This is a genomic window from Pedobacter namyangjuensis (assembly GCF_003313325.1).
GTDB classification, from domain to species: domain Bacteria; phylum Bacteroidota; class Bacteroidia; order Sphingobacteriales; family Sphingobacteriaceae; genus Pedobacter; species Pedobacter namyangjuensis.
Genome location: NZ_QMHQ01000003.1, coordinates 860,008 through 874,933, shown reverse-complemented (window position 1 = coordinate 874,933; position 14,926 = coordinate 860,008). Strand labels below are relative to the sequence as shown.

The window sequence follows — 14,926 nt, the reverse complement described above, 5'->3', positions numbered from 1 at the left end:
ATAACGATGGGTACAAATAGCTTTATATTTTTTGGATTATTATTAATTCCATTAATTGCATTTTTGATTTGGGTAATTAGACAGGACAAAAAGAAAAATTATTTAGGATTGTTTTTCTTAGTGTTGGGTGTAATCATAGCTAGCTATACCATTATTAGGTTGGATAGTAATTTTTTAAAGAACAAACAGAATGTAAAGCCAGCAGCGCCAAAAGCATCAAGTTTCAAGTAAAAAAAAGACCAAAAAAAACGGGCTGTTTGTTGTTAAAACAAGCAGCCCGTTTTTTATACTTAAAGGTACTAAGCTTTTTCTTCTAATTTTTCTCCAGTTACTTCTGTTCTAATTTTAGCTTCAATTTCATCAGAAAGTTCAGGGTTGTCCAATAATAATTGTTTCACCGAATCTCTTCCTTGGCCTAATTTGGTATCTCCGTAAGAGAACCAAGAACCTGCTTTTTTGATAATGTTAAAATCTACTCCTAAATCTATAATTTCACCAGTTTTAGAAATACCTTCTCCAAACATAATGTCAAATTCTGCAATACGGAAAGGTGGAGCAACTTTGTTTTTTACGATTTTTACCTTAATGCGATTTCCTGCTACTTCATCAGAATCTTTAATTTGAGAAGTTCTACGGATATCTAAACGAACTGATGAGTAGAATTTAAGTGCATTACCACCAGTTGTAGTTTCTGGGTTACCGAACATTACACCAATTTTTTCACGTAATTGGTTAATGAAAATACAACAACATCCAGTTTTACTAATAGTACCAGTAAGTTTACGCAATGCTTGACTCATTAAACGGGCTTGTAAACCCATTTTGCTGTCACCCATTTCTCCTTCAATTTCCGCTTTAGGAACCAACGCTGCAACAGAGTCAATTACGATTACATCAATTGCGCCAGAGCGAATTAAATTATCGGCAATTTCTAAAGCTTGCTCACCGTTATCTGGCTGAGAAATCAACAAATTGTCTACGTCAACGCCTAATTTTTTAGCATAACCTTTGTCAAAAGCATGTTCCGCATCAATAAACGCTGCAATACCACCTTTTTTCTGTGCTTCAGCTATAATATGTGTAGCTAATGTAGTTTTACCAGAAGACTCTGGACCGTAAATTTCAATTACACGACCTTTTGGTACGCCACCGATGCCCAAGGCAATATCTAAGCTAATTGATCCGGTAGAAATAGCGTCAATTGCTTCAACAGGTGCATCTCCTAATTTCATCACGGAACCTTTTCCGTATGATTTTTCTAATTTATCTAAAGTAAGCTGTAAAGCTTTAAGTTTTTCTGCGTTTGGGTTCATTTTGGTAATGTTCTAAGTAAATGTAAATAGATGCTTCGGCTAATAATTTATACTAATAACTTTAGCAAACATATTAATTTTATTTTTATTAATGCAAATATTTTTAGATTATTTTAAAGAAATTAGTTTTTACGCTAATTTCTTTAGTTTATTAATTTGTTCAAAGTATCGGCAAAAATAGGTGATTTCACACTTTTCGCATTTTGGGCTTCTCGCCACGCAAATATATCGGCCATGCAAAATTAACCAGTGATGAGCCATTGCAATAGTATGTTCTGGAAGATTTTTCACCAAATCTTTTTCAACGGCTAATGGTGTTTTCCCTTTTGTAAGTCCAAGTCGGTTTGCAACTCTAAAAACATGCGTATCAACGGCCATTGCAGGTGCATCATAAATAACTGAAGCAATAACGTTAGCTGTTTTACGACCAACGCCTGGCATTTTCTGCAACTGCTCTACTTCCGAAGGTACTTGATTGTTGAAATCGTTTACCAGCATGTTTGCCATGCCCACGAGGTGTTTCGCCTTATTATTCGGATAGCTCACACTTCTAATGTAATCAAATACAATATCTGGAGTAGTGTCGGCTAATGCTCTAGCATCTGGAAAACGTTGAAATAGTGCTGGAGTAACTTGATTTATACGCTTGTCGGTACATTGCGCAGATAGGATAACAGCCACTAATAACTGATAAGGGTTATTGTAGTGTAACTCTGTTTCTGCATTTGGTTGTTTTGCAGCAAAATGCGATACGAATAGCTGATATCGTTCTTTTTTAAGCATGAACAAATATAGGCTACTGAGGCAGATTAATTTACTTTGCTAGTAATTTTCGCTACAGATTTTTTTCAACAATTAAGGTTGCCTCTGCTTCGTTTATTGGAGCAATATTAACCCTTTGTGTTGGTTTGTGATGACTTTTAATTAACCAGAATGCAAATAATGCGCCTACAAATGCCATCGCGGCACCTACCAATGCTGGCCAAGTGTAATCAAAACCATATACTAATGGCAGTCCACCAAAAAATGCACCTAATGCATTACCTATATTGAAACTTGCCTGACTAGCAGAAGCGGCCAACATTTCAGATCCTTTTGCACTGGTGATCATTAACATTTGTATGGGTGCTGCTAAAGCGAAAGAAACTGCTCCTGTTATAAATGTTGTAATAAGGGCTAGCGCCGGATTGAATGAAACGTAATGCACAACAATTAATGTAACTACCATGGTAAGCAGCAAAGCTATGGAAGCTTTTGCTGGAGAAAATTTGTCTGCCAAATAACCTCCTATAAAATTTCCAACCATCATGCCTAGTCCGGCTAACATTAATATATAGGTTACACTGTCAGATGAAAACCCAGCTACTTCTGTCATTAAAGGGGCGATGTAGCTATACCAAGTAAATAAACCACCCGTACCAATAGAGATCATGATGATAATTAACCAAGCCTCTTGTTTTTTAAAAAAGCTTAATTCCGCACTGAGGTCGCGGTTTTTATTGGCTGGTAGGGCAGGGAGCCAGGCTTTTAAACTCAATAGTGTAACTAAACCTACAACCGCCACAACTGCAAAAGAAAAACGCCATGAAAAATTATGTCCTATAAAAGTGCCCAATGGAACACCAATTAAGTTGGCCAGGGTTAAGCCGGCAAACATGAGCGAAACTGCTTGTGCCGCTTTTCCTTTTTCTGCGATTCGGCTAGCTACTACAGAGCCAACACCAAAAAAGGCGCCATGTGGAAGGCCCGAAAGCAAACGAGAAATAAAAAGTAAGTCGAAAGTTGGTGCGAAAGCAGAAAGTGCATTAAAAACCGTAAACATGATCATCAGCGCAATTAATATTTTTTTCGGTGGAAACTTTCCGGCAATTAATACAAGTAAAGGTGCGCCAATAACAACCCCAAGAGCGTAAGACGAAATTAGATATCCCGCTTTTGGAATAGTAACGCCCATGTCTTTTGCAATGTCTGGCAAAAGCCCCATCATTACAAATTCTGTTATGCCAATACCTAAACCACCTAATGTTAATGGGAGAAGATTCTTTTTCATGCCTACTTAGTGTTTTATTTACACTATGTAAAGGTAGGTTTTTAAATGCTATTTAATCGCTTGAATTTAAATTATGGCAGGCAGATGAAAAAATGCATTGGGTTAAAATGAAAAAGCTTCCCAGGTTATTGGGAAGCTTTTGAATAATTGTTTACTTCTTAGTTGAGTAAGCTAGAATCTTGTTGATTGTTTCGTCTGAGGGATTCTTGACCAATTCATTTAATTGTAATTTAATGCTGTTATAAAACAGTTCGTCTTGCTGTTCTGCCTCATTTACGGGCGGAAGTACCGGCTGTGCGCTAGGTGAACTGGCAAGGTTAGTTGAAGTAGAGGTTTTTGTCATACGCAAAATTTATTGTTTTATGGTTTTAGATTTAAACGTTGGGTTTGGCGCTTTTATTTTATTTTCTTTTAAATTAAAGCTTTTTTATCTAAGAAACAATTGGTTTTTAGCGTAAATGACTAGTGTGTAGTACTGTATGGCGTCTGTAGGTAGGATTTATAGCTTTTTTTTATTCGTCACATTTTTGTTGCGATGTGTTTTGGGCGTGGTGGTTTTAGTGCACAAGCCTTAGTGCAATAAACCTGACATAAGTGGAAATACCCCGTTCCGATTTATCGGAGTAAACGGGGATTGCAATGTTGGCAGGGCTAAAGCAAGCCAAGCATTGCAATTGTAGGTTTTCAGAAAAAAGTTTAAAGGTTTTTGGTAGTAACTTCTTTAACCTTCATCATTTTACGTAGGTTGCTTAACGCGTAACGCATACGGCCAAGCGCTGTGTTGATGCTTACATCTGTTAAGTCGGCAATATCTTTAAAGCTTAGGTCGGCATAATGGCGCATAATTAACACTTCCTTTTGTTCGTCTGGTAAAAGGTGTATCATGGCTCGCAAATCAACATGGGTTTGCTCACGCAACATGCGTTCTTCTGCACTTTCTTCGTGTATTTGCAACAGATTTAGCACATCGGTTCCGTCGGCGCTTGTAATAACCGGCGCACGTTTTTCTCTGCGGAAATAATCGATTACCAAATTGTGCGCAATACGCATAACCCAGGGCAAAAACTTACCTTCTTCGTTGTAGCGGCCGCTACGCAAGGTATTAATTACTTTTATAAAGGCATCTTGAAAAATGTCTTCGGCAAGATATTGGTCTTTTACTAAAAGATAAATTGAAGTGTAAATTTTTGATTTATGTCTCCGAAGCAATTCCTCTAAAACAGACTCTTCTCCGTTAAGATATAACTTCACCAAATCCTGATCACTGTACTGCTGTAATTTCATAGGAGCGTATACTAAAATTCTTCCCTGTTTATTAAATAATAAATAAAGTAGCTGTTTTAATCTATAGCGGATCTCCTTGTTTTTAGGTATTGGTTTCTAACTGTGTGATTTGTGTTAATGCAAATGACGTATTTTTTTTTAATAATACAATAATAAATATGTTAAAATTTGTAAAAATTCTTTTTAAGAGTGTTTATTTTGAGAAGCTGAAAAAGTTAAATTGCTAATTTTTTGAGTATCTTTGTGCTATTCTATAAAGCGATAAATGAGTAAGGAAATAGAGAAAGATCCGCATAAAAATATCATCATAAAAGGGGCTAGAGTACACAATTTGAAGAATATTGATGTAGCTATTCCTAAAAATAAATTGGTTGTAATTACTGGGATGTCTGGTTCGGGCAAGTCGTCTTTAGCATTTGACACTTTATATGCAGAAGGGCAGAGGCGTTACGTAGAAAGTTTATCGTCTTATGCACGCCAATTTATGGGCCGCATGAACAAGCCTGATGTAGATTACATTAAAGGTATTGCGCCCGCAATTGCAATTGAGCAAAAGGTTATTACATCAAACCCACGTTCTACCGTAGGTACCAGTACCGAGATTTATGATTATTTAAAACTGCTTTTCTCTAGAATTGGTGTAACCTACTCGCCAATTTCTGGCGCTATAGTTAAAAAAGATACCGTAACTACTGTAGTAGATTTTATCGTTGCGTTGGGCAACGATGCGGTTGTTACCATCTTCTGTCCATTACATCCGCATAATAACAGAACGGTAAAGGAGGAGTTAGCTGTACTTTTGCAAAAGGGTTTTTTGCGTGTTAATTTTAAAGGTAAGATAGCGAAAATAGAAGACCTGCTAGAGGATACCGAAATTAAAGATGTTGAGCTAACCGACGCTGAGACAATAAAAATTCTAATTGATAGAATTGTTGTTAACGATGATGAGGAAACTTTAAGCAGGATAGCCGATTCGGTACAGACCGCTTTTTTTGAAGGTAAAGGCGATTGTTATGTAGAAAACGAAGGAACTCAGACTTTTTTCTGCGATAGATTTGAGTTAGATGGCGTTAAATTCGAAGAACCAACACCAAATTTCTTTAGTTTCAACAATCCTTACGGTGCATGTAAACGCTGCGAAGGTTATGGCAACGTAATTGGTATTGATGAGGATTTAGTAATTCCGGACAAGAGCAAAAGTTTGTACGATAATGCTATTGCACCTTGGCGTGGCGAAAAAATGGGAGAGTGGCTAAAGCAGTTTATTAAAAATGCCGACAAGTTTGATTTCCCAATTCATAGATCGTATAGCGAATTAACCGAAAAACAACAACGCTTAATTTGGACTGGCAATAAATATTTTAGCGGTTTAGATGCCTTTTTTAAAGAGCTAGAAGAACAAACCTATAAAATACAATACCGTGTAATGCTTTCTCGCTATCGCGGAAAAACAATTTGCCCAGATTGTAAGGGTACGCGTTTACGTAAAGATGCCTCGTATGTTAAAATTGGAGGTAAATCTATTTTAGAAATGGTATTAATGCCATTGTCAACCATTTTACCATTCTTTGAGTCGTTAACATTATCAGAAACCGAAGCTAAAATAGCAAAGCGATTATTGGCCGAAGTAACTAGTCGTATTTTATATTTAAACAATGTTGGTTTAGGCTATTTAACTTTAAACCGATTATCAAATACACTTTCTGGCGGAGAAAGCCAGCGTATAAACCTAGCTACGTCTTTAGGTAGTAGTTTAGTAGGATCAGTATATGTTTTGGACGAGCCGAGCATAGGTTTGCATCCTAGAGATACGCATAAACTAATTGGTGTTTTAGAATCGTTGCGTAACGTGGGCAATACCGTTTTGGTAGTAGAGCACGAAGAGGAAGTGATGAAAGCAGCCGATTATATTATTGATATTGGTCCAGAAGCTGGTACGCACGGCGGAAATTTAGTTTTTAGCGGTACTTACGATGAAATTATTAAAGATGATGCTTCATTAACGGGTAGATACCTTGCCGGAAAAGAAGCCATTGAGGTACCTGCGAAACGCAGAAATTGGAAAGACCATATCCTAATCAAAGGTGCGAGAGAAAATAACTTAAAAAACATCGATGTAAAGTTTCCATTAGGAGTTTTTACCTGTGTTAGTGGTGTTTCTGGCTCGGGGAAAACGAGTTTGGTTAAAAAAATCTTATACCCAGCATTGCAGAAGGCTATTGGCAATTACGCTGGCGAGCAAACTGGAAGTTACGATGGGATTTTTGGGAATATTGATTTGGTAAGCCAAGTAGAAATGGTAGACCAAAATCCAATTGGCCGTTCTTCTCGCTCAAATCCGGTAACTTATGTAAAAGCATGGGACGATGTGAGAGCTTTGTTTTCGGCCTTGCCGGCAGCAAAAGCTAGCGGTTTAAAACCTGCAGCTTTTTCTTTTAACGTAGAGGGTGGTCGTTGCGATACCTGCCAAGGAGAAGGCGAGGTGAAAATTGAAATGCAATTTATGGCAGATATTTATTTGCCTTGCGAAACGTGTGGAGGTAAACGATTTAAACAACAAGTATTGGATGTAACCTATCAGGATAAAAATGTGTCTGATATTTTAGATTTAACGATTGAAGAAGCAGTAGAGTTTTTTAAAAACGAGCCTAAAATTTTGCAGAAGCTAAATCCGCTGTTAGATGTTGGTTTAGGCTATGTGCATTTAGGGCAATCTTCAAACACCTTGTCTGGTGGCGAGGCACAACGTATTAAACTGGCTTCCTTTTTAATTAAGGGAAACAATGCGCAAAAAACAATGTTTATTTTCGACGAGCCTACAACAGGTTTGCATTTTCACGATATAAAGAAATTGTTAAAAGCACTAAATACGCTAATTGAGCAAGGAAACACAATTTTAGTAATTGAGCATAATATGGATATGATTAAGTGTGCAGATTGGGTAATTGATATTGGTCCGGAAGGTGGAGACAAAGGCGGAAACGTTGTGTTTGAAGGAAAACCAGAAGATTTATTAAAAGCCAAAGAGTCTTACACCGGGCAATTTTTAAAAACACATTTGCAATAAAATAGATAAAAGATTAAGCAACAAGGATTAAAGTAGCAACGTGTTATACTAGCTGTCCTTAACCCAAAAACTTAGCATTTACAAACATATTAATAAATTATTATCTTTAGCCCGTTATGCTCTTGCTACTAACCTTAATTATCGGCATTTTACTTAATGCAATGGGCTACATCCCGCCAGGGAACATAAACCTAACCGTGGCACAGCTTACCATTAATAAAGGTATGCGCCAGGCTTTGTATTTTATTCTTTCGTTTTCTATTGTAGAGGTGTTTTTTACATTCGGGATGATGCGTTTTGCCCGTTGGGTTTCTAGCGATGTAAATTTGAATGAAAATGTTAGCGAGGTAAGACTGGGTACCTATGTAGATGTTTTTATGATCATGCTTTTCTTGGTTATGGGAACAGTTACCTGGATTAACCGTAAAAAGGTTCCTAAAACTAAAGCAGAAGATAACAGAAGTAAAAAAGGAAGTGTATTTTATGGATTATTGCTCGGTGTTTTAAATCCGGTACAAATTCCTTTTTGGTTGTTTTTTGGCAATTACGTCATTCTGCACGAATGGATAGAAACAGACTACCTTTCGTTGGTAATTTTTAGTTTTGGCTCTGGAATGGGCTCTGCATTGGCACTTTACGGTTATGCACACTTCGCCAAATATATTCAAGAAAAGTTTGCACTAAGCAGCCACCTTATCAATCGGTCTATTGCACTGTTTTTGTTCGCCTTGGCCCTCTACCTTGTCGTAAAACAAGCAGGTATTTACTTACACTGGTGGACGGTTTAGAAAAGCAAATGTTGTACTTCTGTTGTAAATACAGCCTCACCATTTACTACAATCTTTTTTGCATATTTATCCTGAGCGTAATCTAAGAGTCTGCAATCAAAAAAGGATTTCCGTTACTGTCGGGTTTAGGCAGCAAGGCTTTTGCAAAGATCAAAGCTTGATTAGCAAATTACAAAAGCCAGTTGCTAATACTTTTTAAATAATTTTATTCCGAAGTAAAATAATGCAGATATTTTAATTGCTTCTGCTATTACGTAGTAAATATGCAGGTTTGACGGCGTAACGTTTTCTCCGTTAATGTGCATTTCTGCTCTGGCGTCTAATGCGGGCAATAACCAAGCTGTTTGTATAGTTAAAAATACAATGGTAATAACAAAAGGCAATTTATCTTTAAGTGCTATAAGAGTAGGTTTGGTAGAAATGCTAATTAAAATTCCTAAGGCTAAAACCCATTCAACTTTGTTTAGGGCAGCAAAAACTAATCTCCCAATACCTAAACCAATAGGTAGTGTAACGCCTGGAGCTCTAAATTTAAGCCAAGCTTCTAGAAAACTAATCGAGCATACAAAGCCTATCCATACAAAGGTACAAACCACGGCAACGGGTTGTTCAACTTTTAACTTCATAAAATAGGCGTAGCAGAATTATTTTGGTAGTAGATTATTTTGTACAAAAACATTTCGGCCATTTTTTCACCACGCCATTTCGCCTCATCAGCTTTCGAACCTTTAAAAAAATCATCTACTGTAGCATACCAAATTTTTAACCAAGTATCAAAATGCAATTTTTCTACAGGCAATTTAGCATGCGACATAAAAGGACTTCCCGTATAGGTATGTTGCTCTAACAAAACCGTTTGCCAAAAACGATACATTTTTTCTAAATGCGCTGGCCAACGATCTTTCAATATGCCATTAAATATTGGACCTAAGAGTTCGTTTTTCCTAATCTTTCCATAAAAAGTATCTACTAGCAATTTAATGTCATCTAGTGTACCTATATCATGTTTTTCGATTGCGTTCATCAGCTTCGCTTTAATTTTAAATCAAAAATAACAAGCCTAATGTTGCAAAAGGAGTTTTATATCTTCTATTATTATGATTAAAATCATTTAAGTTTTAAAATAATTTTAAGCAAGCTTATCAGGTTTAAGCAATTCAGGAATTTTCTTGTTGTTACCTACAATCCAAACAATGTCTTCATTTTCAAAAACCAGATCAGAGTCTGGATTCAAAATACGTTGTCCACTTCGTTCTATACCTACAACTAAACCTTGTGTTTTTTCTCTAATTCCAGAGCTACGTATGGTTTGCCCGTAAATAGGAGAAGAGCTATTAATAACAACCTTTTGTAATGACATATCTTGTTTTGGGAACGATTTGCCATCTTCTTCTTCCGTTTCACCCATAAACAAAGGCTGTACGGCTGCTAACTGATCATCCGTTCCAATAACCAAAACTTTGTCATTCGGGTAAAGTCTTTCATCCCGTCCCGGTGTTGGAATCATGATTTTCCCTCTTTCAATCAGGGCAATGTTAATTCCGTATTTTTCCCTAACAGATAAATCTACCAAAGTTTGTCCTACCAACTTAGATTCTGGAGCAACCGTTAGCTCTAAAAGGTGCGTGTCCCAAGGTAATATTTCTGGTTGTTTTTTAGCTTCTTCTCTAGCATTTAGGTTATGTAGAAATCTATTTTCCATTCGCTCGTAAAATGCCTGCAACTTTCTTGAAAATACAATCATCCCAACTATGATTAAGCCAAGTGCTATCGAAACTGCTATAAATGTATTGTAAAATTGGAAAATCAAGAATCCAACAAAGAAGATAGCTAATGCAATTCTTAGAAACTCTATAGCTATCAACGGTCCACGTGTATATTTTTTGTTTAACCAAAGGTGAGAATAAGCTTTTCTTTCAATTCTTCTTATAGCTAATGCCCATAAAAATGGCACCATTATAATTAGTGTAACAATTAACGTAATAACTTTTCCGTTATCGCCGTTAATAATATTCTCAGTAATAAATGGTTGTAAATACCTAGATGATAGCAAAACAATGCCAATCAAAATTACGCCGTGTATAATGGTGTTAAAAGTATAAGCCCTTAGCAGGATTTTCCAATCACTAAAAGTAGTAATGCCTTCTGTACTTGAGCTATATCTGTTAATAGCATCAAGCCATTTTTTGGGTAAAATCTTAACTAAGAAGTTATAGAAAGGTTCAGAAACTTTTATCAAATATGGCGTAGTAAATGTTGTAATTGCCGAGGCGGCAACGGCTATTGGATAAAGAAAGTCGCTGGTTACCTTTAAGGTTACACCAAGCGTTGCTATAATAAAAGAAAACTCGCCAATTTGAGCTAAACTCATACCGGCCTGTACCGATGTTTTTAAAGGCTGGCCAGAAAGCAAAGCGCCCAAACTAGAACTAATCAGTTTACCTAAAACCGTGGCTAGCGTTACCGCTACAATAGGTAACGCATATTCAATTAAAATGCTCGGATCTATTAGCATACCAACAGAAACGAAGAATATGGCAGCAAATAAATCCTTTACGGATTTTGTTAAATGTTCAATCTTTTCTGCCTGCGTGGTTTCGGCAAGTATAGAGCCCATAATGAATGCGCCTAGTGCCGGAGAGAAACCCACTTTAACCGCTAAAAGTACCATTACCAAACATAGTGCAAGCGAAACGATTAACATCGTTTCATCATTCATTAGTTTTTTGGTAGCCTTTAAAAAAGTTGGAATTAAAAATATCCCCGCTAAGAACCAAAGCACTAAGAAAAATGCCAATTTTAAGATAGAAATTAGCATTTCAGTGCCGGCAAATTGCTGGCTAACCGCTAAAGTAGAGAGTAATACCAAAAGTAAAATTGCAACCAAATCTTCTACTATAAGCACCCCGAAAACTAAGCCAGCAAATTTCTTGTGTTTTACGCCAAGCTCTTCAAAAGCCCTTATGATAATTGTAGTTGATGAAACAGATAATATTCCTCCTAAAAAGATACTATCCATTGTGCTCCAGCCTAACATTTTACCTACACCAAAACCGATGAGAAGCATAAACACAACTTCAACTATGGCTGTAATAGATGCCGAACCGCCAACTTTAACAAGTTTCTTAAAGCTGAATTCTAAGCCTAAGCTAAAAAGTAAAAAGATTACTCCAATTTCTGCCCAAATGGTGATGCTTTTATGGTCGGTAACGGTTGGCATAAAGTTGATGTATGGACCAACCAAAACGCCTGCTAAGATGTAGCCCAAAACTAAAGGCTGTTTTATTTTTTTAAAAAGAAGTGTGGTTATGCCGGCTGCGGCAAGTATCAGTCCTAAATCTGCAATTAATACAGGTAAGTGAATCATAAAGAAGGAATATTTTTTTGCGGGTAACTAAATTTTGCTTGTATACGAATCGTATTAGTTACCAGAAGCTATGTTTTGGATACAGGCAATTGAAAACGAAATAATAATTATGGTTTGCAATTTTAGTAAGGCCCGGAATTATAGTACGCGGAAAATCTATAGATATTTCAATGCCTACGATAAAAGGTAGAAAAAAGGACTGAACGCGAGGAACTTTGGCGCTCATTTTATCTGTCGGAGTTTCTGCTGATGAGGAATCTACTGCAGTTCGATCATTCTTTAATAACTTGAAAAAAGCCGGAGATTTTAAAGCAATGCTATTATTGATTTTTTTTACGTCACTAAGCGTCCTGTTCTTTTGGTCGCAAAACACAAAAGATTGAAAAGAAAGCAATAGAACAAAAGTTATCAAAAACCTCATTGCCCTAAATATACTAAATAAAATCGGTTTGAGTGAAGATTGACGCTGTTTTAGCGCTAGTTAAAAAATGCTAAAGCATCTAACTTGTCTTGGTGCAATTGCGAGGTTAACTCCGCTAAACCGTTAAACTTCACATCGTGACGCAAGAATTTTAAGAAATTCATCTTGATGTTTTGTCCATAAATTTCACGATCGAAATCAAAAATATTTACTTCAATATTACGCGTCATTCCGTTAATGGTTGGGCGTTGCCCGATATAAGCCATCCCAAAAAATGTTGAAGGTTTGGAGCTTGAGGTATTTGGTGAATTTTTAACTTCGGTTTCGCTGTCCATTTCTACAGTTACCGCATAAATTCCATCGCTTGGAATTAATTTGTAGGTTTCTTCTACAAATATGTTTGCCGTTGGGAAACCTATTGTTCTGCCAATTTTATCGCCCTTAATAACTGGACCGTTGATAGAAAAATTATAACCTAAATAAGTTGCTGCTAAAGCAACATCTCCTTCAAGCACAGCATTTCTAATTTTGGTAGAGCTAACTGCTACATCGTTAATATCCTGTTCCGGAATCTCCTCGATGGTGTAGTCGAAAGTTTCAGCAAAAGCAACTAATTCGGCCATGCCACCCTTTCTATCTTTTCCAAACCTGTGGTCGTAACCAACAATAATGTGTTTGGTACCAATAGTTTCTATAAGAATGTTTTTTATGTATTCGCCAGGGCTAAGATTTGAAAAATCTCTGGTAAATGGGGTAATTATTAAATGATCTACTCCAAGTTTTTCTAGAATCTCAGCTTTTTCGCTAATTGTATTTATCAGCTTTAAGTCTTGGTTCTCTGGGTCTATAATCATCCGCGGGTGCGGGAAAAAAGTAAGAATTACACTTTCTCCACCTTTTGCTTTCGCAAGTTCGCAAAGTCTTTTAACAATTTTTTGGTGGCCAAAATGTACGCCATCAAAAGTACCGATGGTTACAACGGCATTGTCTAATTTTTTAAACTCAGAAAGCTGATGATATATTTTCAAAGTATGTTGTGTTAATGAAAAGCTTGGCGTTTTACAACTCCACCCTTAATGTCGGCAATTTGCTGTTGCACTATAAAAGCATCAGCATCAATTTCTCGTACTGCCGATTGTAATTTGCTCATTTCTAGTTTGGTAACAACGGTGTAGATGATGTCTATGTCTTTCTTCTCTAGATAACCACCTGTACCTTTATAAATAGTTACACCACGTTTCATTTCGTTAATGATGTAGTTTTTTATCTCTTCGTTTTTATCAGAAATAATGGTAACGCCGGTGTAGGCTTCTATACCATTTACAATATAATCTATAATGCTAGATGCGGAGAGATAAGTAAGAATTGCATACAAAGCAGTATCAATATTTACAAAATACGCCGCAAAGGCGAAGATGATAATGTTTAAAATAAGAATAATATTACCAACGGTTAATTGGCTGTTTCTACTAATGTAAAGCGCTAGAACTTCAGTTCCGTCAATAACACATCCGCCACGCATGGCAAGCCCAATTCCTCCACCTAAAAAAAATCCTCCAAAAAAGGCAATTAGGATTTTTTCGTGTGTTATTGGTTGAAAAGGTAAAACGATAAGCGAAATTGATAAAGCCGCTATTGCGATGCCGGTTTTTATGGCAAATACTTTTCCAATCTGTTTGTAGCCAAGAATAATGAAAGGAATATTGATTGCGACAATTAAATAGGATAAATTCCAGTCGGTTAAGCTTCTGGTAAGTAGCGAAATACCCGTTACACCGCCATCTATAAAATGGCTTGGCATTAGAAAACTCTTTAATCCAAAACATGCAGAAACTACACCTGCGCAAATAAAGGCAATTTCCTTTAGCAAACGTGTTTTATTATTTAGCACAAGTTTTTGCATAGCTTAACTATTTGTAGCCTCTTCTTTTTTAGAACGAATATACTGAACCAAATCGGCTACTTCAAAGGCATTAGCTAATAAAAAGTTACCACTTCTGGTTCTAGTTAGTTTGCTTAAGTGGGCGCCATTGTTAAGTTGTTTCCCAAAATCAGATATTATAGATCTAATGTAAGTTCCTTTGCTACATGCAATTCTGAAATCTACTTCAGGCAATTCGATTCTAGTAATTTCGAATGCGCTAACATTTACATAACGTTTGCGCAGTTCAACCTCTTCGCCTAATCTTGCCTTAACGTATAGGCGTTCGCCATTTACTTTAACAGCGGAGTGTGCAGGTGGGTATTGCGCTATATCGCCAATAAAAGGAGTTGTTGCATCATAAATAGCTGCTTCGGTAATTTGGTCTATTGGAAAGGTTGCATCAATTTCAGTTTCTAAATCGAAAGATGGGGTAGTTGCACCTAAAACCATTGTTCCGGTATATTCCTTTTCTTCGGCTTGAAACGTATCTATCTGCTTGGTTAATTTGCCGGTGCAAATGATTAAAAGCCCGGTTGCCAATGGGTCTAAAGTTCCGGCATGGCCAACTTTCAGCTTTAAAGGTTTTAAAGAATTTCTGATTTTCCCAACCACATCAAACGATGTCCATTTGTATGGTTTGTTGATCAGTAAAAGTTCGCCTGCAGCAAAATCAAAGTTGGGAAAAGTAGTATGTTCTCTATCGCTCAAAATA

The 14,926-nt window shown here is 36.6% G+C and carries 13 protein-coding genes; 3 read left to right on the top strand and 10 right to left on the bottom strand.

Annotation, left to right across the window (positions count from 1 at the left end; translation table 11 throughout):
- Window positions 1-6 precede the first annotated feature (6 nt).
- Window positions 7-231, top strand: a complete 225-nt coding sequence (locus DUT69_RS15595) for a hypothetical protein (RefSeq protein WP_113654161.1) — start codon at window positions 7-9, stop codon at window positions 229-231.
- Between the two features lie 68 nt (window positions 232-299).
- On the opposite strand, the gene recA is transcribed toward DUT69_RS15595, so the two are convergent.
- From recA to DUT69_RS15570, 4 genes are all read right to left on the bottom strand, one after another.
- On the bottom strand, window positions 300-1,313 hold the full coding sequence (gene recA / locus DUT69_RS15590) for a recombinase RecA (RefSeq protein ID WP_113654160.1): 1,014 nt from the start codon (window positions 1,311-1,313) through the stop codon (window positions 300-302).
- Window positions 1,314-1,442: 129 nt separating this feature from the next.
- Window positions 1,443-2,096: an endonuclease III gene (gene nth / locus DUT69_RS15585; protein ID WP_113654159.1), complete on the bottom strand. Its 654-nt coding sequence runs from the start codon at window positions 2,094-2,096 to the stop codon at window positions 1,443-1,445.
- 52 nt (window positions 2,097-2,148) lie between these two features.
- Window positions 2,149-3,363 carry an MFS transporter gene (locus DUT69_RS15580; protein WP_113654158.1) on the bottom strand — a complete coding sequence of 405 codons (1,215 nt, stop codon included), beginning with the start codon at window positions 3,361-3,363 and terminating at the stop codon, window positions 2,149-2,151.
- 696 nt (window positions 3,364-4,059) lie between these two features.
- Window positions 4,060-4,647: an RNA polymerase sigma factor gene (locus DUT69_RS15570; RefSeq protein WP_113654156.1), complete on the bottom strand. Its 588-nt coding sequence runs from the start codon at window positions 4,645-4,647 to the stop codon at window positions 4,060-4,062.
- A gap of 265 nt (window positions 4,648-4,912) precedes the next feature.
- Between DUT69_RS15570 and uvrA the strand changes: the two genes are divergently transcribed.
- Together uvrA and DUT69_RS15560 are read left to right on the top strand one after the other, a co-directional pair.
- A complete protein-coding gene (uvrA, locus tag DUT69_RS15565; RefSeq protein WP_113654155.1) occupies window positions 4,913-7,714 on the top strand; it encodes an excinuclease ABC subunit UvrA in 2,802 nt (933 codons plus the stop codon).
- 116 nt (window positions 7,715-7,830) lie between these two features.
- Complete coding sequence (locus DUT69_RS15560; RefSeq protein ID WP_113654154.1) at window positions 7,831-8,502, top strand: LysE family transporter; 672 nt, start codon at window positions 7,831-7,833, stop codon at window positions 8,500-8,502.
- Window positions 8,503-8,687: 185 nt separating this feature from the next.
- Here the strand turns inward: DUT69_RS15560 and DUT69_RS15555 are convergent, their stop codons facing one another.
- The 6 genes from DUT69_RS15555 to truB form a co-directional block, all read right to left on the bottom strand.
- Window positions 8,688-9,128, bottom strand: a complete 441-nt coding sequence (locus DUT69_RS15555) for a hypothetical protein (protein WP_113654153.1) — start codon at window positions 9,126-9,128, stop codon at window positions 8,688-8,690.
- Window positions 9,125-9,526, bottom strand: a complete 402-nt coding sequence (locus DUT69_RS15550) for a group III truncated hemoglobin (protein WP_240186734.1) — start codon at window positions 9,524-9,526, stop codon at window positions 9,125-9,127. The genes DUT69_RS15555 and DUT69_RS15550 overlap by 4 nt, the downstream gene beginning before the upstream one ends.
- Before the next feature lie 105 nt (window positions 9,527-9,631).
- On the bottom strand, window positions 9,632-11,869 hold the full coding sequence (locus tag DUT69_RS15545) for a cation:proton antiporter domain-containing protein (RefSeq protein ID WP_113654152.1): 2,238 nt from the start codon (window positions 11,867-11,869) through the stop codon (window positions 9,632-9,634).
- A gap of 477 nt (window positions 11,870-12,346) precedes the next feature.
- The gene (locus DUT69_RS15535; protein ID WP_113654150.1) at window positions 12,347-13,318 is read right to left on the bottom strand and encodes a bifunctional riboflavin kinase/FAD synthetase; all 972 of its coding nucleotides are present in this window, start codon (window positions 13,316-13,318) and stop codon (window positions 12,347-12,349) included.
- Window positions 13,319-13,329: 11 nt separating this feature from the next.
- Window positions 13,330-14,193, bottom strand: coding sequence for a YitT family protein (locus tag DUT69_RS15530; protein WP_113654149.1), 864 nt, complete (start codon window positions 14,191-14,193; stop codon window positions 13,330-13,332).
- A 3-nt stretch (window positions 14,194-14,196) separates the two neighbouring features.
- The gene (truB, locus tag DUT69_RS15525) at window positions 14,197-14,925 is read right to left on the bottom strand and encodes a tRNA pseudouridine(55) synthase TruB (protein ID WP_394341259.1); all 729 of its coding nucleotides are present in this window, start codon (window positions 14,923-14,925) and stop codon (window positions 14,197-14,199) included.
- Window position 14,926 lies beyond the last annotated feature (1 nt).